At 65.8% G+C, this 19104-nt stretch carries 21 protein-coding genes and 2 other RNA genes; 5 read left to right on the forward strand and 18 right to left on the reverse strand.

Annotated elements, in window-relative coordinates; genetic code table 11:
• The first annotated feature begins 9 nt into the window (after positions 1–9).
• Positions 10–666: a DUF4197 domain-containing protein gene (locus U1738_RS12110; protein ID WP_332789310.1), complete on the forward strand. Its 657-nt coding sequence runs from the start codon at positions 10–12 to the stop codon at positions 664–666.
• A 9-nt stretch (positions 667–675) separates the two neighbouring features.
• On the opposite strand, the gene U1738_RS12115 is transcribed toward U1738_RS12110, so the two are convergent.
• The 14 genes from U1738_RS12115 to U1738_RS12180 form a co-directional block, all read right to left on the reverse strand.
• Positions 676–1086, reverse strand: coding sequence for a hypothetical protein (locus tag U1738_RS12115; protein WP_332789311.1), 411 nt, complete (start codon positions 1084–1086; stop codon positions 676–678).
• 77 nt (positions 1087–1163) lie between these two features.
• Positions 1164–1466 (reverse strand): thioredoxin domain-containing protein, encoded by a 303-nt coding sequence (locus U1738_RS12120; protein WP_332789312.1) that lies wholly within the window; start codon positions 1464–1466, stop codon positions 1164–1166.
• Between the two features lie 24 nt (positions 1467–1490).
• Positions 1491–2036 (reverse strand): J domain-containing protein, encoded by a 546-nt coding sequence (locus U1738_RS12125; protein WP_332789313.1) that lies wholly within the window; start codon positions 2034–2036, stop codon positions 1491–1493.
• A gap of 43 nt (positions 2037–2079) precedes the next feature.
• Entirely contained in the window at positions 2080–4050 is a 1971-nt protein-coding gene (locus U1738_RS12130; RefSeq protein ID WP_332789314.1) for a hypothetical protein, read from the reverse strand.
• A 52-nt stretch (positions 4051–4102) separates the two neighbouring features.
• Positions 4103–4469, reverse strand: an RNA gene (gene rnpB / locus U1738_RS12135) — RNase P RNA component class A.
• 11 nt (positions 4470–4480) lie between these two features.
• Complete coding sequence (locus U1738_RS12140; RefSeq protein WP_332789315.1) at positions 4481–5170, reverse strand: N-acetylmuramoyl-L-alanine amidase; 690 nt, start codon at positions 5168–5170, stop codon at positions 4481–4483.
• 10 nt (positions 5171–5180) lie between these two features.
• A complete protein-coding gene (locus U1738_RS12145) occupies positions 5181–6074 on the reverse strand; it encodes a DMT family transporter (RefSeq protein WP_332789316.1) in 894 nt (297 codons plus the stop codon).
• A 39-nt stretch (positions 6075–6113) separates the two neighbouring features.
• Positions 6114–6908 carry a CheR family methyltransferase gene (locus U1738_RS12150; protein WP_332789512.1) on the reverse strand — a complete coding sequence of 265 codons (795 nt, stop codon included), beginning with the start codon at positions 6906–6908 and terminating at the stop codon, positions 6114–6116.
• A 65-nt stretch (positions 6909–6973) separates the two neighbouring features.
• Entirely contained in the window at positions 6974–8086 is a 1113-nt protein-coding gene (locus U1738_RS12155; RefSeq protein ID WP_332789317.1) for a chemotaxis protein CheB, read from the reverse strand.
• A 13-nt stretch (positions 8087–8099) separates the two neighbouring features.
• Positions 8100–8465, reverse strand: a complete 366-nt coding sequence (locus U1738_RS12160) for a response regulator (RefSeq protein WP_202090982.1) — start codon at positions 8463–8465, stop codon at positions 8100–8102.
• A 72-nt stretch (positions 8466–8537) separates the two neighbouring features.
• On the reverse strand, positions 8538–8969 hold the full coding sequence (locus U1738_RS12165) for a chemotaxis protein CheW (RefSeq protein ID WP_332789318.1): 432 nt from the start codon (positions 8967–8969) through the stop codon (positions 8538–8540).
• Positions 8966–11272, reverse strand: a complete 2307-nt coding sequence (locus U1738_RS12170; RefSeq protein ID WP_332789319.1) for a chemotaxis protein CheA — start codon at positions 11270–11272, stop codon at positions 8966–8968. The genes U1738_RS12165 and U1738_RS12170 overlap by 4 nt, the downstream gene beginning before the upstream one ends.
• 63 nt (positions 11273–11335) lie before the next feature.
• Positions 11336–11980 (reverse strand): histidine phosphotransferase family protein, encoded by a 645-nt coding sequence (locus tag U1738_RS12175; RefSeq protein WP_332789320.1) that lies wholly within the window; start codon positions 11978–11980, stop codon positions 11336–11338.
• A gap of 184 nt (positions 11981–12164) precedes the next feature.
• A complete protein-coding gene (locus U1738_RS12180; RefSeq protein WP_443027010.1) occupies positions 12165–12581 on the reverse strand; it encodes a M67 family metallopeptidase in 417 nt (138 codons plus the stop codon).
• 16 nt (positions 12582–12597) lie between these two features.
• Here U1738_RS12180 and U1738_RS12185 point away from each other — a divergent pair, with 16 nt between their 5' ends.
• From U1738_RS12185 to U1738_RS12200, 4 genes are all read left to right on the forward strand, one after another.
• Positions 12598–13548, forward strand: coding sequence for an RluA family pseudouridine synthase (locus U1738_RS12185; RefSeq protein ID WP_332789322.1), 951 nt, complete (start codon positions 12598–12600; stop codon positions 13546–13548).
• Positions 13549–13600: 52 nt separating this feature from the next.
• Positions 13601–14503: an RNA polymerase sigma factor RpoH gene (gene rpoH / locus U1738_RS12190; RefSeq protein ID WP_055783172.1), complete on the forward strand. Its 903-nt coding sequence runs from the start codon at positions 13601–13603 to the stop codon at positions 14501–14503.
• Positions 14504–14870: 367 nt separating this feature from the next.
• Positions 14871–15608: a monofunctional biosynthetic peptidoglycan transglycosylase gene (gene mtgA, locus U1738_RS12195; RefSeq protein ID WP_332789323.1), complete on the forward strand. Its 738-nt coding sequence runs from the start codon at positions 14871–14873 to the stop codon at positions 15606–15608.
• Positions 15609–15610: 2 nt separating this feature from the next.
• The gene (locus U1738_RS12200) at positions 15611–16249 is read left to right on the forward strand and encodes a CAP domain-containing protein (RefSeq protein WP_332789324.1); all 639 of its coding nucleotides are present in this window, start codon (positions 15611–15613) and stop codon (positions 16247–16249) included.
• A 238-nt stretch (positions 16250–16487) separates the two neighbouring features.
• On the opposite strand, the gene U1738_RS12205 is transcribed toward U1738_RS12200, so the two are convergent.
• From U1738_RS12205 to U1738_RS12220, 4 genes are all read right to left on the reverse strand, one after another.
• Positions 16488–16811, reverse strand: coding sequence for a YbaB/EbfC family nucleoid-associated protein (locus tag U1738_RS12205; protein WP_332789325.1), 324 nt, complete (start codon positions 16809–16811; stop codon positions 16488–16490).
• Complete coding sequence (locus tag U1738_RS12210) at positions 16808–18478, reverse strand: DNA polymerase III subunit gamma/tau (RefSeq protein ID WP_332789326.1); 1671 nt, start codon at positions 18476–18478, stop codon at positions 16808–16810. Before U1738_RS12210 ends, U1738_RS12205 begins: the two co-directional genes overlap by 4 nt.
• A gap of 206 nt (positions 18479–18684) precedes the next feature.
• Positions 18685–18780: signal recognition particle sRNA small type (gene ffs / locus U1738_RS12215), an RNA gene on the reverse strand.
• Positions 18781–18822: 42 nt separating this feature from the next.
• Complete coding sequence (locus U1738_RS12220) at positions 18823–19101, reverse strand: hypothetical protein (protein WP_332789327.1); 279 nt, start codon at positions 19099–19101, stop codon at positions 18823–18825.
• Between the last annotated feature and the right edge of the window lie 3 nt (positions 19102–19104).

Consider the following 19104-nt stretch of genomic DNA (forward strand, 5'->3'; position numbering starts at 1 on the left):
CACCGCGCCATGACCAGATTTCACCCGACCGTCGCCGCGCTGCTGCTCACCGCAGCCGCCGCCACGCCGGCGCCCACGCAGATGCTCGGCGCGCCCGTCACCAACATCCTGGCCGGCGCTTCGGATCGGGCGCTGGACAAGCTTTCGCAACCCGGCGCGTTCTTCGCCGATGAAGCGGTGCGGATCGCCCTGCCCGGCCCGCTCAAGAAGATGGGCGGGCTGATGAAGCTGGCCGACCAGACCGGGCTGACCAACGGCTTATCCAAAAGCATCAACGACGCCGCCGGCATCGCAGCCAAAGAAGCCAAGCCGATATTCCGCAGCGCGATCGGCAAGATGGACGTGAGGGGCGGCATCGGCGTGCTGTCCTCCGGCGACGGCGGCACGAAATATCTCCGCCAAAGCGCCGGCGATGAACTGCGCACCAAGATCCGCCCGATGATCGTCACGGCGTTGGGCAAGACCGGCGCGTTCGGCCAGCTCGATCGGATGGGCGGTGGCGCGAAGCTGCTGGGCGGCCTCGGGATCGACAAGGACGGGCTGACCGACAGCGTCACCGATCAAACGCTGGATGGGATCTACAAATATATCGGCAGTGAGGAATCGAAACTCCGCGCCAACCCGCTAGGCAATGCGAAGAAACTGCTCGGTGGGTTCAAGCCGTGAAAGATCCGCTTACGACCCCGTCTTGACCTTTGGCGGTCTCGGGTACGGCACGAATTCGCTCAATCCCAACGACCCGCTCGGAAAGCGGCTGGTGCGATCGACCAGTTGAACGATGTCGATGCTGCACAATTGGCTGCCGAAGGTGTTCGTCACCAGAATATCGTCATCATCCAGGAAGCTGGCACCACTCGGGCGGTTGACGTACACCGTGCCATTATTGGTGGTGTAGGCGATCGCCGTCCGGTCGATGATCTCGGTCGACCGGATATCGCGCAGATAGATGCAATTGACCGGCTTTCCGGCCACCCGCCCAGCGGTGATCTTTTCGAGCCGCTGTTCGGGCGTCAGTCGCGTTCGCGCCTCAGACATTCCAGCGCCCATCAACAAGGCGCTACCGACGATGAGATGAACGAGCTTCATGGCGAATTCCTCGATATCGGGGCAGAATCGCAGAACCGGCGTGAATATAGGCTGAATTCTGCCCTGCCGTCGATCTGTTAACGCTGGATCAGTCCCAGAGTTTCCGCCACCACATCCAGGTCCGCCCCTTCGGCGACCAGCTTCCAGCTATGCGGATCGGCCCCATCGATCACCGTCACCGCGCGCTTCGGGCAGATGCCGAGGCATTTCACCTCGACCACGCCGATCGCCGCCTTGCGGCCCTTCTTCAGTCCGAGATTCCGGCGCAACGCCTTGGCCAAGCTCTCACGCCCCTTCGGCCCGAACCCGCCATCCAGCTTCTTCGAACATTTGCCGCACACCAGCAGCGTCCGCGACCAGTCCGACCGGACGATCTTCATACGGCCGCGTTCACGAGGCAGGACTCAAACGGTCGGCTTCCATTCGCGCATCTCTTCGGCCGCCCGCAGCACATCATACGCCGCCTGCACCGCCTGGAACCGCTTCGCCGCTTCGGCATCGCCGGGTCGCAGATCGGGGTGGCTATCCTTGGCGAGCTTGCGCCATGCCAGCTTCACAGCCGCGAAATCGACGTCCGGGTCCAGCCCCAACACCTCCAGCGCGCGCATCTCGTCGCGCGATCGGCTGCCGTCGCCCGGCCCGGCCCATTGGTTGTGGCGCGATTCGGTATAGCCCTCGGCGGTCTGCGTCTCGGCCCGCTCGCGCTCGGCGGCTTCCTCGGCGGTCAGGCCCTCGAAGTAATTCCACCCGCGATTATACTCGCCGGCATGGTCCTGGCAGAAATACCAGCGCTCCGGGCTGTTGGGGGATTTCGGCGCCGGGCAATCGCCCTTTTCGGTGCAACCATGCCGATCGCACAGCCGCACGGTCACCGCCTCGCTGCCGGCCTCGCCATAAGCGCGCCAGCGAGGGAAACCCCAATCGGTCGATCGTGTCGAAGAACGCGCCATCGGCCCGACATAAGCCTGCACGACGAGAGCGCAAGCGCGGCGGTCAGTGCGGCATGCGGAAATTCACCCGCATGCTGCTGCCACCACACCCCAGCCCGCCATCGGGACGATAGCTCTTTTCGTAACGTGCCGTCTTGACCATCCCCAGCACCGCATCCCCGAACACGAACGGGGGATACGCCACTATGATGCGTTGGTTGACCACCTTGCCCTCGGCGGAGATGTCGTACTGGCTGGCCGTCCAGCCTTCGAACCCCCAGGCCATCGCTTCCCGCGGGAATTTGTCGCCACTGGCGTTGACGCCCAGCATGCGCGGCGTGGAATCGACCAACGCGCATTGCTGCGCCGAAAGCCCGGATTTCGCGAACGCCGCCGTGGCCGCCGCCGCATCCCCTGCCTGCTGTTCGAGCGACGCAAGCCGCACCAGCGCCCCCACGCGAAGCGGATGGTTCGCGGGCAAAGCGGATTCCGCCCCAACCTCGCCCAGCAATGTGCGCGCACGCGAGCGATCATCGCGCACCTTGTCGGCGATCATCAGCCGGATCGCCGACCGTGCCTCCGGGTCGGCGGCATAAGGCTGCGCCGTCAGTAACGGCGTGATGATCCTCGCATAGACGCCGGGCTTCCAGCCTTCGGTCGTATCGGCCAGCAACGCGGCCGGCTCGATCGCCAGTCGTGCTGCCGGAGGCACGCCATTGGCGATCGCGATCGCCAGTTCGCGCCGGGCGAGTTGGCCCGCCTCCTCGCGCCCGATAACGTTGTTGGCCGCGAGTTGATGGAGGATGGGCACGAGCGCCAGCGCACTCCCGCCCTGCGCGCGCTCCACCTCCGCCAGCTGCACGCGAAGCTGCGGCAACAGCGCCGCATCCGATCCCGTCAGCATCGGCGGAGGCGCGACCTTCTTCTGCTCCAGCCACGCGCCGAGTTCGCCATCGAGATAGCTGCCGATCGACGGCCGCTCGAACGACGTCGAACAGCGCAGTTCCGCCCGCACACGATAGCGGAAGAAGCGCGGCATCTGCTTCACCTGCTCCGGCGTCCAGCTCCAGTTCCGGGCCGCGCGCGCGAATTCCAGCGCGACCTGCCCGCCACCCGCGGCATAGACCGGCGCGCTGTCCCGTACGACGCCGTCATCGCCGATGTTGAATTCCACCACGGCGACATCGGCCGGCTTCAATCCCGCCTCGCCGCCACATTCCGGCACCTTCATCTGTGGCCCCGGATCGAAGCTGCCCTTTTCGATCCGCCCCGCCCCGGTCATCGCCATATATTGGCGCGCCTCGTCCTTGCGCCCTTCGAGCAACGCGGCGATCGCATAATTCGATCGCACCTCGACATCGTCGAGGCTCGTCTTGGAGGTCAGCCCGCCCAGTAACTTCACCGCATCCCCGGTCGCCTGACGCGAGGCGGCGAACGCTCCCTGATTGAGCAGCAACTGACCGCGCAATTTCTTGACCATAGCCTTCACCCCGGCATCAGCCTGCGCACTGGCGAGCACAGCCTCCAATCGCGTCATCGCCTGCGCCGCCGCGGCCGGATCGACGAAGGTCTGGGTCTGGACCAGCCCGCGCCCGGACACCACCTTGGCGCTCGCATCCCCAGCAAGCCGCTCGGCCTCGCCAAACGCCTGCGCCGCGCTGGCATAATCGAGTGCGGCTTCGGCAATGCGGCCCAACGTGACCAACACGCTGTAACGATCCTCCTGCAATGTGGCATCGGATACCGGCAAGGCGGCAAGGCTCGCCTGCGCCGCGGCGGCGGCCTCGTCCTTGCGATCCAGCGCCAGCAAGGTGACGCTCTTGCGCGCCTGCACCAGCGCGCGGGTGCGCGGATTGGACACGCGCCGCTCCAGCGTCAGCCACGCCGCCAGCGCGCCTGCGAAATCCCTTTTGTCCTGCAATGCGGTCGCGGCATCGAAATCCTGCTGCACCGTCGATTTGGCCTGTTGCTGCGCCGGCGCTGGAGCCGCCGCCACGATCGCCGCCCCAATCAGAATCGTCCGCGTTTTCGACATTCGCCAGCCCCCGTGCGTCACCCGGGCGGGACTATCGTCCAGCGAAGGAAGAAGCGCCAGAGGGTCTGTAAGCCGGGTTCTGTCCACCCGCCGAAACGGGATGGGCGACCATTCCTCTAGGCCTGCACTCGCATGCAGGCTCAAGCAACCAACCCGGGCGACGAGCTGAAACGAAGCCCATGTGCCGCCCCTATTCGGTCTTGCTCCCGGTGGGGTTTGCCGTGCCGCCCCTGTTACCAGGCGCGCGGTGCGCTCTTACCGCACCCTTTCACTCTTGCGTCGCCGAAGCGGTCGCATTCTGCTCTCTGTGGCACTTTCCCTCGGGTCACCCCGGCCGGGCGTTACCCGGCACCGTCGTTACGTGGAGCCCGGACTTTCCTCGCGTGTCCAAGGACACCCGCGGTCGCCCGACCCTCTGGCATCGGTGGCCCTACTCGTCCCCTTGGGGTTTGGGAAGCAGCAAACCCAACAGGATGCAGCGGCATTCCATGTCGATCTCGCCATCGATCAGTTCGGGGCGGAACCGCCGCTGAAACGCCACCGTGGCGGCCAGCTTGTCCGACACGTCGTAGCCGAAGCGTTCGAGCGCGAGCAGGAAGCCGCCCTCGGTCCAGCCGGGATCCATCAGATTCTTAGTCGGCCGGGGCAAGGCCAGCCGCAGCTTGGCCAGCCGCGCCCAGGGGAACAGCTCGCCCGGATCCTGCTTGCGCTTAGGCGCAATATCCGAATGGCCGACCACATTGCCGCGCCCGATATCGTGGCGCTCCTTGATCCCCGCGACCAACGTCAGCAGCGCGTCGATCTGTTGATCCGGAAAGGCGCGATAGCCGAATTCATGCCCCGGGTTGACGATCTCGATCCCGATGCTCGCGCTGTTCACATCGGTGATGCCGCGCCAGTGCGATTGGCCGGCATGCCATGCGCGCTTCGCCTCATCGACCATCTGCATCACCGTGCCGTCCTCGGCGATCAGGTAATGCGCCGAAACCTTCGCCTCCGGGTCGGTCAGCCGCTGGATCGCCGATTCCGCATCCTGCATGCCGGTGTAATGCAGCACGATCATCGTGACCGGCAGCATGCGATCGTCGAAATTCGGAGACGGCGTATCGATCATGCTCATGCCCGAACCTTCATGGATTGTCCCCTGCCCGCGCGGTGCGGATCGTCACGATCGCGACGCCGAGCATCGCGATCCCCCCGCCGGTTAGCATAAGTGCGGTGAGCGGCGTGCCGAAATAATAGGAGGCCGCGAAGACCGAGATCACCGGTGCCGCCAGCGTCAGCGGCGTGACGATGCTGATCGGGTGGCGCTGCAGCAGATACGACATCGATCCCTGCCCGATCACGCTGGATCCGATCGCGGAAAATGCCACCCAGCCGAGCGTGTGCAGCGGCAGATCGGGGATCGCCGCCATCGCCCGCGGTTCCACCTGCCACGCGAGCAGCCCGAGCACGATCGATCCCCAGAAGCCGATCCAGGCATAGATCGTCAGCACCGGCACGCCGATCAGATAGCGCTGGATGATCGATCCCATCGCCCAGATGAAACTCGCCACGGCGGTCAGCGCCAGCCCCGGCACCTCGTTCGCGGCGGCCGGATCGAACACCAGCAACACCACGCCGGCAAAGGACAAGGCGATGCCCGCCATGCGCGGCAGGCGGATGCGTTCGCGAAACACGATGATCGCCAGGATCATCGAAAACGGCACGCCCAATTGCCCCGCGATCGCCAGCGCGCCGACATTATGCGACACCGCCAGCGACAGGTTGATCGCGACGTAGAACACCCCGCCCGACAGGATGCCGAGCGCGGTCAGCGCGCGCATCCGTCCCGGCACGATCTTCAGCCATGTCCCGCACACCAGCAGCACGATGGCTTGGCGCAGGAAGCCCGCGGTCAATGGCGAGATCGCCGTCACCGCCATCTTCACCGCGATGATGTTGAGGCCCCACATCACGTTCATCACCAGCACGACGAGAAAATCGTGCAGGGTGAAGCCGCGCGGAGGAGAAGTCTGTGTCACCGGCCACCGCTTGCGACGGGCGGTGCGCAAAGTAAACGCTTAGCCGGCGATCATCTCATACAGGCCGCGATGGTCCGGCGCGGGCTGGAACGCTTCGGTCTGCCCGATCACCGTCTCGCCGGCGCCCAGCACCAGCAACCCGCCCGGCCGCATCACGCTCGCCAACCGGTCGAGCACCTGCCGCCGCAAGGTCGGCGACAGATAGAGCAATACGTTGCGGCACAGGACGACGTCGAATTTCCCAATCGGCAGCGGATCCGCGACCAGATTGAGGCGGCGGAAGCTTATCTGCCGCACCAGTTCCGGTTTCGCCGCCCAATCCCCGCCATCCGCATCGAACCAGCGCATCATGCGCCGGATCGGCAGGCCGCGCTGGATCTCGAACTGCGAGAAGCGCCCAATGCGCGCACGGGCCAGCGCCGCTTCCGACACGTCGGTGGCGACGATCTCCGGCATGCGCCCGCCCGTCGCCTCGACCTGTTCGGCGAACAGCATCGCCAGCGACAGGGGCTCCTGCCCCATCGAACAGCCGGCCGACCAGACCCGGATGTTCCGCGTCGGTGCCTGCGCCCGCATGTCCTGAATCGCCGCGCCGACCATGTCGAGCACGGCGGCGTCGCGGAAGAACGAGCTTTCCTGATTGAGCAAGGCGTCGACCACCTGATCGGCCACCAGCGGGTCGGTGCCGCCGATGATCTCGCCGGCGAGTTGGTCGAGCGTTTCGAGTCCGCGTTCGCGCAGCACCGGTTTCAATGCCGTCTCGATCCGCCATTCGCGGTTCGCGGCGATCTGCTGACCGGTGCGCTGTTCGAGCAAAGCCGCCAGGATCTGCATCGCTGCGGCCGGCCGCGGCGATGGCGAGATCTTCGGCAGGCCGATCGGCCGGCGGGGCAGCGGGCTCAGCATGTCGGCCGCCGTCCGTCCGCGATCAGCCGCCCTATCTCTCCGGGCGGCAACATCACCCCGGCCAGCGGAGCGACCGCGCCGGGCATGCCCCAAACTACCGAACTCGCCCGATCCTGCGCGACCAGCGCACCACCGGCCTCGACCAATTTACGCGCGCCATCGCTGCCGTCGCGTCCCATGCCGCTCAACACGATACCGATCGCGCGGGCACCATGCGTCTCCGCCAGGCTCTCGAACATCGGATCGACCGAGGGCATGCAACCGCTGCGGGCCGGATCGCGAGTCAGTCGCACGGCGAAATTTCCGTCGCCGAGCGAGACGACCCGCATATGGCCATCGCCGGGCGCGATGATCACCCGGCCGGGCCGGATGCGCAACCGATCGATCGCGACGTCGCAGGGGCGCCCGGCGAGCACGGCAACCTGGGCTGCGAAATAGGGCATGAACGATTCGGGCAGGTGCTGCGTGATCAGGATCGGCGTGGTGAAATCAGCCGGAATCTCTCGCAACAACTGGCTCAACGCGTGAATACCGCCGGTCGAGGCACCGATCGCGACGATGTCGAAGCGGTTCTGTGCGACACGCGGCGCGATGCCGGCCGGCGCGATCTGAACGGCCGGTACGGCGACGGGATCGATCGCGAGCAGGCGGGAGAGCTTGTCGACCAGCACATCGGAAAATCGTCCGGCGAACGCACCGACGCCGGGCTTCACCAGTGTGTCGGCGGCACCGAGCGACAGGGCCTGGATCGTCGCCGCGCCGCCATCGTCGCACGACGAGGACACGACCAGCACCTTGGCACCTTCACCGGCCACGATCAGGTCGGGCAAGGCGGTCAGGCCGTCGATGCCGGGCATCTCGATATCCAGCAGGATCGCATCGACGCGCTGCGTCTTCAGGAAGGCCAGAGCGGCCTGCACGTCGGGCACGGTACCGGCCAGCGCGAAGCGGCGGCTGGCCTCGATCATCCGCCCGATCACCGCGCGGGCGACGGCCGAATCATCGACGATCAGGATTTTTGGCAGGACGGTCGGCAAAACGGTCGGTGGTTGATCGGCGGCGGGTCGCCCCGGGGGCGCTGCGGCCTCGGCGGGCGCGGGCTTCATGACGGCGGCACCTTCAGGCCATGCCGACGATCTGGAGCTTACTTTCCAACGTCTCGCGATCGAACGGCTTCATGACATATTCGTCCGCCCCCGCCTCGATCGCGGCGCGGATATGGCCCATGCCGTTCTCGGTCGTGCAGAACACCACCTTCGGGCGGCTCGTCACTGCGCTTACGCGGAGCGCGCGCAGGAAATCCATGCCGCTCATCACCGGCATGTTCCAGTCGAGCAGGATCACGTCCGGCGCAGAGGCCAGGCACGAATCGAGCGCTTCCTTGCCGTCGCCAGCCTCGGAAACCTGAAAGTTCAGCGTTTCCAGGATGTGCCGCGCCACTTTGCGAATCACCTTCGAATCATCGACGACCAGGCACGTTTTCATGAATGCTTCCCGTTATAGCAACGCCACCGGTGTGCCCGAAATGCGTAAGCGTCCCGTTAATTCGTTACAATTTCACGCGGCGAGTGTGGTCAGCCCCGGCAGCACGGCGCGCAGGTCGATCGCCAGCACCGGCTCCCCGTCCCGCTCGACGATGCCGCAGCCCGCCCCGCGCCATCCGCCGTCGAGCACGATGCCCGGCGACAAAGGCAGCAGATCGAACGGCGCGACATCCTCCAGCGAATCGACCAGCACGGCGTAATGATGCCCCTCGGCCACGGTGATCACCGCGCGCCGGGCCGGCACATCCGATGCCGCCACGCCCAAGGCCGCGCGGGTGTCGATCACCGTCACGACCCGGCTGCGCAGCGCCGTCAGGCCCAACACCTGTGCGCTCGTTTTCGGCACCGGGATGACGGTGCCGATATCGACGACCGATTCGACCTGCGCGGAATCGATCGCCACGGCGCGCCCGGCGATATGCGCGATCAGGAACAATGCGCTCATTTGAAACCCCCTGCCCGTTCGGCGAGCGCAGCGAGCAGCCCGGGACGATCGTAACGATAGATGCTGCCATCGTTCGCAGCCTGCGATCGATCGTGGCGCAGCCGGACGACCGGCGCGGCATGCGTCGCGGCGACCGATTCCTCGTCCATCGTCAGCACCACGGCAGCGCTTTCGCCCTTTTTCAGCTTCGTCGCGACGCGGTATCCGGCCCCTTCCAGCGCGGGCTTCAGGAACGTCGTCATCCACGCGGATTCGCTGCCCGCGATCAGGCAGACCGGCGGGATTTCGGGCCGTTGTCCATCACCATGCGTGGCGAACAGCCAGTGCACGTCGAGCAATTCGATCTGGTCGCCGTCGATCGCGATCACGCCCGCCACCGGCCCGGCCTCGCGCGCGGACACCATCGCATCGGGCAACGTCACGATGTCGAGCGCCGCGGATATGGCATAACCGATTTCGGTTGCGCCATCGCGCAGGCGCAACACATGCACATCCTGCCCGTCCGCAATCCCCGCCATCGCGGCGAGCGGGATGATCCGCCCTTCCACCGACAGTCGCAGCCGCCCGGCGGCGAAGCGGATCGCGTCGGCCTGCACCGGCTCGACCCGGTCGATCACCGACAGCGGCACGAGGCGGCGCACGCCGTCCAGATCGTCGAACAGCAACGCCGAAACGCCGTCCGCCGCGACGTCTTCGACCAAGTCGTCCGCACTCACGTCACGCTTGAACTCAAGCCCCGAAACCGCCGCTATCCCCGCGCAATCCAGCAGCAGCATCGGCAGTCCGCTATCCGGCAAGGTCTGTCCGGCATAGATGCCCGTCGCCATCACGGCGGGGGTGGCCGGCTTGATCACCAGTTCCTCGTGATCCAGTACCGAGTCGACCGCCAGCGCATAACTGCCGCCGGGAACGCCGACGATCACCAGCATCGCGGGATGATCGTGCGCGCCATCGCGCAACGCCAGGATATTGCCCAGATCGATCAGCGGCATGCGCCGTTCGCGCACCGTCGCGGCCGGCGTGTCGCCGAGCATGTCGATGCGGATCGCATCGCCGCGCACCGTCACTATCTCCTCGATCACCTGGCGCGAGATCGCGAAGCGCTGATCGCCAACGCCCACGCCGATCGTCGCCATGATCGACAGCGTCAGCGGCACGTGGATCGCGATCCGCAAGCCCCGGCCCGGCGCATTGTCGATCTCGATCCGCCCGCCGATCTGTTCGATATTGGCGCGCACCACGTCCATGCCGACGCCGCGGCCGGAGATCGACGTCACCTCTTCCTTGGTCGAGACGCCCGGCTCAAACACCAGTTGCAGTTTCGCTTTGTCGCTCAGCGCGAGCAGATCGCGCATCGGCCGTCCGCCCGCAGCGACCTTCTCGATCAGCCGGTCGACATTGATCCCCCGACCGTCGTCGCAAATCTCGATGATGATCTGGTTGCCGGATTGGCGCGCCGACACGGTCAGCCGGCCATTCTCGCGCTTGCCCGCCTTGATGCGCTCCACCACGCTCTCGATCCCGTGATCGATCGAGTTTCGCACCATATGGACGAGCGGATCGCGCATCATCTCGATCATCTCGCGATCGAGTTCGACGTCCGATCCCTCGATGTTCAGCGTCACCGCCTTGCCAAGTTCGGCCGCCGTATCGCGCACCATGCGCGGCAATGCGGAGAACAGGGCATCGATCTTCTGCATGCGCGTCCGCGTCACCGTGTCGCGCATTTCGGCCACGGTCAGCGACAGACGCTCCAGCGCCGCCTCGACCGCCGGATCGGCCCCGTCGTCACGCAGACGCCGGGCGAGTTCGTTACGCGCCAGCACCATGTCCGACATGCCGGACATCATCCGATCGAGCAGATCCACGTTCAGCCGCACGCTCCGCGATTGCGCGCGCACCGCGAGCGGCGCGACCGCAACGACCAAATTCTCCGATCCCTCGTCCAGCGCGGCGATCAGCAGGTCTTCGCCCGAATCGTCCAGCGCCGCACCGGCATCGATCGCTTCGACGATCTCGCCGATCCGGTCGACGATCGCCAATACGGCATTGACCAGTTTGGTATCGGGCGAGCGCGAGCCATCGCGTACCGCCGCCAGCACATCCTCGGCGGCATGGCTCAGCCGGGCCAGGCGCGGCAGGTCCAGGAAACCGCAGCTGCCCTTCACCGTATGCACGAAGCGGAAGATCGCATCGAGCCGGTTGCGATCCGACGGATCGCTCTCCCACGCGACGATCTCCCCCGAGAGCGCCTCGAGCGTCTCACGGGTTTCGGCAATGAATTCCTGAAGCAGATCGTCCATTAGGCCCCCGCGATTGGCGGTAACCATTGGCGATGATTGGTTAAGGAGCGGTTAGGTTGGCCGTCACCCGGCCTTGAACGACGCCCCGAACAGCAACACCGGCTCCTCCGGATCGGACACCTGCACCTGCCCGCCGCCCTCTTTCACCAGGGCATGGACCAGATACGCCGCCGCCGCACGCGGCGTGATCACCGCATCGGGGTCCGCCCCGGTCAGCGCGCCGCGCATTTCCTGGTCCAGCACGATGCGCGGTCCATCCGCGCGCACCACGATCTCCACTGCGCCGTCCACGCTCTCCGCGCCGACATCCAGCTGCCCGCCCCGGATCAGCGCATCGCCCGCGATCAGCGCCAGGTTGAGCAGAACCTTGATCGCCGGCTTGGGTAATGTGCTGTCCTCGATCAGCCAGCCGAGTTTCACGCGGTGATTGTCGCCGAACAATCCCTCGATCGCCGCCCGCGCCTCGCGCGAATCCACCATCTCGCCGAACCCGCCCGCCGCGCCGAACGCCAGCCGGAAGAATTTCAGCTTGTTCGCCGACGCCCGCGCGCTTTCGTTCAGCAGTTCCAGGCAACGCTGGCGCATCTCGGGATCATGCTCGTCGGCCAGCAGTTCCAGCCCGTTGTTGAGCGCACCGACGGGCGAAAGCAGGTCGTGGCACAGTCGCGAACAGAGCAGGCTGGCGAAATCGACCGGGCTGATGGTCATGGATAAGGTCCGATAGGTAATAGACGTCATCACTTCTCTGGCGATGCCGTGCCACATGCGCAACCCATGCCGGGCCGGTATGGCCCTCACATCCGTCATCTTATTGCCGTCATCCTGACGAAGGTCAGGATCCATTTCTCCACCTTGACGATCGCCTATGTGGCACGATGGATCCTGACATTCGTCAGGATGACGACGGAGAACTCGGGATCGCAACAGCCTCGAAGCGGCCATGCACCGCCCCGTCCACCACCGCGCGCCAACACCCGACATCGTGCCCGGCCACGATGATCCAGATCGATCCGTCCGCCACGGCCGCCCGGGCATCACGTTCCGAAGGCAAGGTCGTCCCAGACGGATGAGAATGATAACAACCGACGACCTGCGGGCCACCCGCCCGCGCCGCCCGGTGCGCCGCGATCAGTTGGGCCGGATCGATCTCGAACGCCGTCGCGGGATCGGCAGCGACATTGCGGCAACTTTGCAACCCCGCGATCCGCCCGCCCGTCCCAAACAGCAACCCGCACACCTCCACCCCGGGAGACGCCGCCGCTTCGTCTAGCAGTCTCGCCACCAGAGTGCTTGAAATCTCCAACACCATGACCACATCCTAAGCCATGAGCCGGGGGGTTTCCATCATCGCCGCAACGATCTCCGACACAGCCGACGGCTGGCGTCTCGATCGTGCGCTGGCCGACGCGGTGCCAACCCTGTCACGCGAACGCCTGAAAGTGCTCATCAACGGCGGCGCGGTCAGCGAGCCCTCCGGCACGCTGGCCCGCGATCCCTCGCGCAAGGCCGCGGCAGGGGCGATGTTCAATGTCGCGGTGCCCGATCCGACGCCGGCCCATAACGTGCCGCAGGATATCGCGCTGACCATCGTCTACGAGGACGAGCATCTGATCGTCATCGACAAGCAGGCCGGTCTCGTTGTCCATCCCGCCGCCGGCAATCTCGACGGCACTTTGGTCAACGCGCTGCTCCACCATTGCGGCGGCAGCCTGTCGGGCATCGGCGGCGTCGCGCGGCCCGGCATCGTCCACCGCATCGACAAGGACACGTCCGGCCTGATGGTCGCCGCCAAGACCGATCGCGCGCATGAAGGCCTCGCCCGACAGTTCCACGATCACAGCATCGACCGGCGCTACAAGGCGATCGTGCAGGGCCGTCCGATGCCGCTGGAGGGCAAGATCGACGCTCCCCTCGCCCGCTCCTCGACCGATCGTAAGAAGGTCGCGATCGTCCAGGGCGGCAAACGCGCGGTGACGCATTATCGCACCGTCACCCCGCTCAGGAACGCCGCCCTGGTCGAATGCCGGCTCGAAACCGGCCGCACGCATCAGGTGCGCGTGCACATGACATCGATCGGCCACCCCTTGCTCGGCGACCCGGTCTACGGTAGAACAAAGCAAGGCCATCGTCCGCTTTTGGAAACCCTGAATTTCCGTCGCCAGGCGTTGCACGCCGCCCTTTTGGGGTTCATCCACCCTATTAGAAGCGAAGCTTTGGCGTTCGAAAGCGAAATGCCTGCCGACATGCAGGAACTGTTCAGCCATCTTAACGTATAGCTATCGGGTTTCGCTGCAATGCGGCATACCCAGTTCAAAGGGAGATCAAGTCATGGCTAAAAGCAACGTGCCAGCCACGGTCCCCGCTCTTGGCGGCGAGGCAAGCCTCAACCGCTATCTGTCGGAAATCAAGAAATTCCCCATCCTCGCGCCCGAGCAGGAATATATGCTCGCCAAGCGCTTCGAGGAACATGGCGACACGGATGCGGCGGCGCAGCTCGTCACCTCGCACCTCCGCCTCGTGGCGAAGATCGCGATGGGCTATCGCGGCTATGGCCTGCCGACGTCCGAACTGATCTCCGAAGGCAATATCGGCCTGATGCAAGGCGTGAAGAAGTTCGAGGCCGATCGCGGCTTCCGCCTCGCCACCTATGCGATGTGGTGGATCCGCGCCTCGATCCAGGAATATATCCTGCGCTCGTGGAGCCTTGTGAAGATGGGCACCACCGCCGCGCAGAAGAAATTGTTCTTCAACCTGCGCCGCATGAAGTCGAAGCTCGACGCGTTCGAGGACGGCGATCTGTCGCCGGAGCATCTCACCAAGATCGCCACCGATCTCGGCGTCACCGAGGCGGAAGTGACCAGCATGAACCGCCGCATGGCGATGGGCGGGGACACCTCGCTCAACGTGCCGATGCGTGAGGATGGCGACGGCCAGTGGCAGGATTGGCTGCAGGATGACGCTCCCCTGCAGGACACGGTCGTGGCAGAGGCGCAGGAAGCCGATGTCCGCCACGAAATGCTGACCAGCGCGATGGACGACCTCAACGAGCGCGAGCAGCACATCCTGACCGAACGCCGCCTGACCGACGACCCCAAGACGCTGGAAGAACTATCGCAAGTCTACGGCGTATCGCGCGAACGCGTCCGCCAGATCGAAGTCCGCGCGTTCGAAAAGCTGCAAAAGGCGATGATGCGCCTGGCCGGCGATCGGCGTTTGCTGGCGGCGGTGTAAGCACACCCCTCCCCCCATCAAACCGTCGTCATCCCAGCGCAGGCTGGGATCTCTATGGGGCAGGCACAGCACCCGCCCCACAAAGACCGCAGCCTGCGCTGGGGTGATCAGTAGCGTATGACCTCCCGGACATCTCGTTCCCCGGCGAAGGCCGGGGTCCAGTCGGGAAGGTCGATGTAACGAAGGAAGGGGCGTGCCAACGACCGTTTCACGACTGGGCCCCGGCCTCCGCTGGGGAACATCAAGGCGTGTGGGCATTGTTCAAATCGGAGGTGAAGGCATTGTGGAGTAGCGACACCCATAATCGCCCCCGCCGCCCCACCTCAAAACCCTTCCCTCGCGCATTCCAATCCGGCACCTAGACGTCATGAGCGACGCCACCCTCCGCAGCCGATCCACCGCACGCCCACTCAAGCCCCGCCGCCCGCTCGTCCGACGCATCACCGGCTGGATCGTCAAGGGCCTGCTCTGGTTCCTGCTCGGCTCGATCCTGCTGGTTCTCCTGTTCCGCTTCGTGCCGCCACCGATCACCTTCACGATGATCGGCGACCTGATCGGCGGCAACGGCGTCACCAAGGAATGGAAGCCGCTGTCGCAGATCGACCCGAACATGCCGCGCGCCGCGATCGCCGGGGAGGATGCGCGCTTCTGCCGGCATCACGGCTTCGATTTCACCGCCATCGCCAACGCCGCCTATCGCAACGCCAAGGGCGGGCGCGTGCGCGGTGGATCCACGATCAGCCAGCAGACCGCGAAGAACGTCTTCCTGATCCAGGGTGGCGGCTATGCCCGCAAGGCTTTGGAGGCGTATTTCACCGTCCTGATCGAAACCCTGTGGGGCAAGCGCCGCATCATGGAGGTCTATCTCAACGTCGCCGAAACCGGCATCGGCACCTACGGCGTCGAGGCCGGGTCGATCCGCTATTTCGGCCATGGCGCGGGCACTCTATCCCCCTCCGAGGCCGGCCGCATCGCCGCAATCCTACCCCTGCCGAAAAAGCGCGCCGCCATCGCCCCGCAAGGCTTCACCCGCCGCCACGGCAACGCCATCACCCGCCGCGTCGGCGTGGTCCGCAACGACGGGCTGGACGCCTGCCTGAGATAAGGATGCACGCGCTCCGCTCTCCGCTGCTCGCCATCATGCTGGCGCTGCTCACCGCCTCAGCGCCCGGCTATCCCGGCACAGAAGAGGTGTTGGCCGAACTCAACCGCCTGCGCACCGATCCGGCCGGATACGCCGCCAGCCTGCAATCCTATCGCCGCCTGTTCGGCACACCCGATTCGCGAACCTACACGCTACCCGGCGAGGCGCTGACCCGCCGTTCGATCGACGGCGCGCCAGCGGTGAACGAAGCGATCGCCGCGCTGAACCGGCAGGCACCGGTCGCCCAGCTCGCCCCCGGCTCGATACTGGAAACCGCCGCCCGCACCCTCGCGGACGAACAAGCCGAAACCGGCGCGATCGGCCATCGCACCGCACGCGGCTTCTCGCCCGGAGAACGCGTCAAGGCGCAGGGCGGCGACATATATGTGGTGGAAGCGGTCAGCTACGGCTTCGACAGCGCCGAGGCGATCGTGCGGCAACTGGTCATCGACGACGGCATTCCTGGCCGAGGCCACCGCCGCACGCTCCTGTCACCCGAATTGCGCTTCGCCGGCATCTGGTGCGGCCCGCACGCCCGCTTCGGCGCGATGTGCGTCATCGACCTCTCCGCCTGGCCCGCCGGGAAGCCAAGACCGGAATAAGCGCGCCACCCTGCCAATCCGTCATCCCGGACTTGATCCGGGATCCCGCTGCCTTGCCCCCTCTCCGTTCGTCCTGAGCTTGTCGAAGGACGTGTCCCAAACGCAGTGGGTGATTGTGGAACACGTGCTTCGACAGGCTCAGCACGAACGGTTCATTTTATTGTCATCGCGCTCTGGACAAAAAAGGCCCTTCGCCTGCGCAAGGATGACGGGGATTATCTCAAAAGATACCAAGACCTTAAAACGGCAGCTTAAACCCCGGCGGCAACGGCATCCCGCTGGTCAGCTTGCCCATCTCGTCGTTCGACGCCGTATCGGCCTTCGCCCGCGCATCGTTGAATGCCGCGACGATCAAATCCTCCAGCATCTGCTTCTCGGATGCGACGATCAGCGAATCGTCGATCGCGATGCCGATGATCCGCCCCTTGGCCGACGCCTTCACCTTCACCAGTCCGCCGCCGGACGCGCCCTCGACCTCGATCGTGTCGAGATTGGCCTGCGCCTTGGTAAGTTCATTCTGCACGTTCTGCGCCATCGCCATGATGTCTTCGATGCTCTTCACTTCTGTTCGCTCCTCTTGGCGGCAATCAGCCGGTCCAGTTCATCCTCGGGCAGCACCGCATCGGGAAACGCCTCGAACGCCGCCTTGACCACCGGGCTTTCGAGAATTTCCGCCCGGACCGCCTCTTTAGATTCAAGATGCCGCTCGCGGATCGTCGGCGCGCCGGGGGCATCATCCGTCGTCACCTTCCACGCCCGCCCGGTGCAGCGCTTCAGCTCGACCATCAGGTCGCGCACCATATCGGCGGGCAGCGGCCGGAGCGAACTCAGCACCATTTCCGGCGGCGCGATCTCGATCACGCTCGCACTGCGCTCCAGCTTCACCGCCAGGCCATATTCGCCCGCCGTCTCCAGCACCGCGATGATGCCCTCGATCGTATCCGGAAGAGCCGCTTCGACCGGCGCGGCGCCCTGCGCGGCTGGCGCAGAAGGCGCAGCAGCCATCGTCACCGGCCCGCCCGCCGCCAATTGGCGCGCCAGCTCACCCGGATCGGGCAATTGCGAGGCATGGACAACGCGCAGCAACGCCATCTCGCACGCCTCGATCGGCAACGCCGCCCGCGCGACCTCGTCATGTCCCTTCAGCAGCAATTGCCACAGCCGGTGCAACGCCGCGAAGGACAGGGCGCTCGCCCAGCCCTCCTGCGCCGCGCGCTCCTCATGCGCCTGCCCCGATTCGGGCGGCGTACCGAGCTTCACGAGCGTCACACCATGCACCGTCTCCAGCAGCGCGCGCAGCACCGCCTGCGGATCGACGCCGAGATCGTATTGCCGCCGCAGCGCCGCCAGCGCGCCCAGTCCATCACCCGCCAGCAGCAGCCCGAGCAGGTCGCGCACCGCACCGCGATCCGACAGGCCCAGCATATCGCGCACCGCCGCCGCCTTCACGCCACCGCCCTCGATCCCCGCATGAGCGATCGCCTGATCGAGGATCGACAGCCCGTCGCGCGCCGAGCCTTCCGCCGCCCGCGCGATCATCGCCAGCGCCTCCGGCTCCGCCTCGACCTGCTCCGCCGCCGACACGAACGCGAAATGCGCCGCCAACTGCTCCGCCGAGATGCGCCGCAAATCGAACCGCTGGCAGCGCGACAGCACCGTCACCGGCACCTTGTTCACTTCCGTCGTCGCGAACAGAAACTTCACATGCGCGGGCGGTTCCTCCAGCGTCTTCAGCAGCGCGTTGAACGCGTTCTTCGACAACATGTGGACTTCGTCGATGATGTAGATCTTGAACCGCGCCGAAACCGCCGAATACCGCGACGCATCGATAATCTCGCGCACGTCGTCCACGCCGGTATGGCTCGCGGCGTCCATCTCGATCACGTCGATGTGCCGCCCCTCGGCGATCGCCCGGCATGGCTCGCACGTCCCGCAAGGATCGATCGTCGGCCCGCCCTCACCGTCCGGCCCGATACAGTTCAGCGCCTTTGCGATCAGCCGCGCGGTGCTGGTCTTGCCCACCCCGCGCACGCCGGTCAGCAGGAAGGCATGCGCCAACCGCCCACGCTTGATGGCGTTCCCCAGCGTCGTGACCATCGCATCCTGCCCGATCAGCTCGGCAAAGGTCTGCGGCCGGTATTTGCGCGCCAGCACCCGGTACGCCTCCGGCTTTTGCGGCTGCGCGGGTTCGCCCAAGTCGAATGACGGAAGATCGGGGGATTCGGACATCGCCGACTATCTAGGGGCGGATGACGCGCGATGTAAGGAAAAGGTTTTTGCGCTCACCCCAACCAAAACCGTCATCCCGGACTTGATCCGGGATCCCGCTTCTTCTTCTACGACGTCGGAATGAAGAGCGCGCCGCGGCAAAGCCGCGCCGTCGGACGGGGCTTGTAGCCCCGCCGGCCGCGCTCACCGCAGCATTGCTGCGGTTCGCGGTGGAAGCCGGAACGACCCGTGGCGAAATCGTTGTGGCTGCTTCCTTCCGGATCTGACCAGGTTGGCGACGACCACGTCCGCCCGACTTCCGCGGCTCAGATAGGGAAGTCGGGCGGTGCGATCAATAGCGCAGATCAGCGGCGATAGCGCACCGAACGGCAGGTGCGGATCTTGCGGTTGCCGCGCCAGCGATTGGTGCACACGCGTCGGTTCGCCCAGCGATTGCCACCGCGATAGCCCGGCCCGCGACGCACCGTGGTCCGCTCGCGCACGACGACCGCCTGCGGCGCGACCACGACACCGGCCACCATCAGCGTAGCGGAACCCGCTGCGACCGGAGCGGCGCTCGCCGAGGCCGGCGCCAACGTCACGGCGCCGAGCAACCCGGCAGCGATCAATCCCAAAATCTTCATGTC

Origin of the sequence: Parasphingomonas caseinilytica (assembly GCF_036663755.1) — a bacterium.
Lineage (GTDB): Bacteria > Pseudomonadota > Alphaproteobacteria > Sphingomonadales > Sphingomonadaceae > Sphingomonas.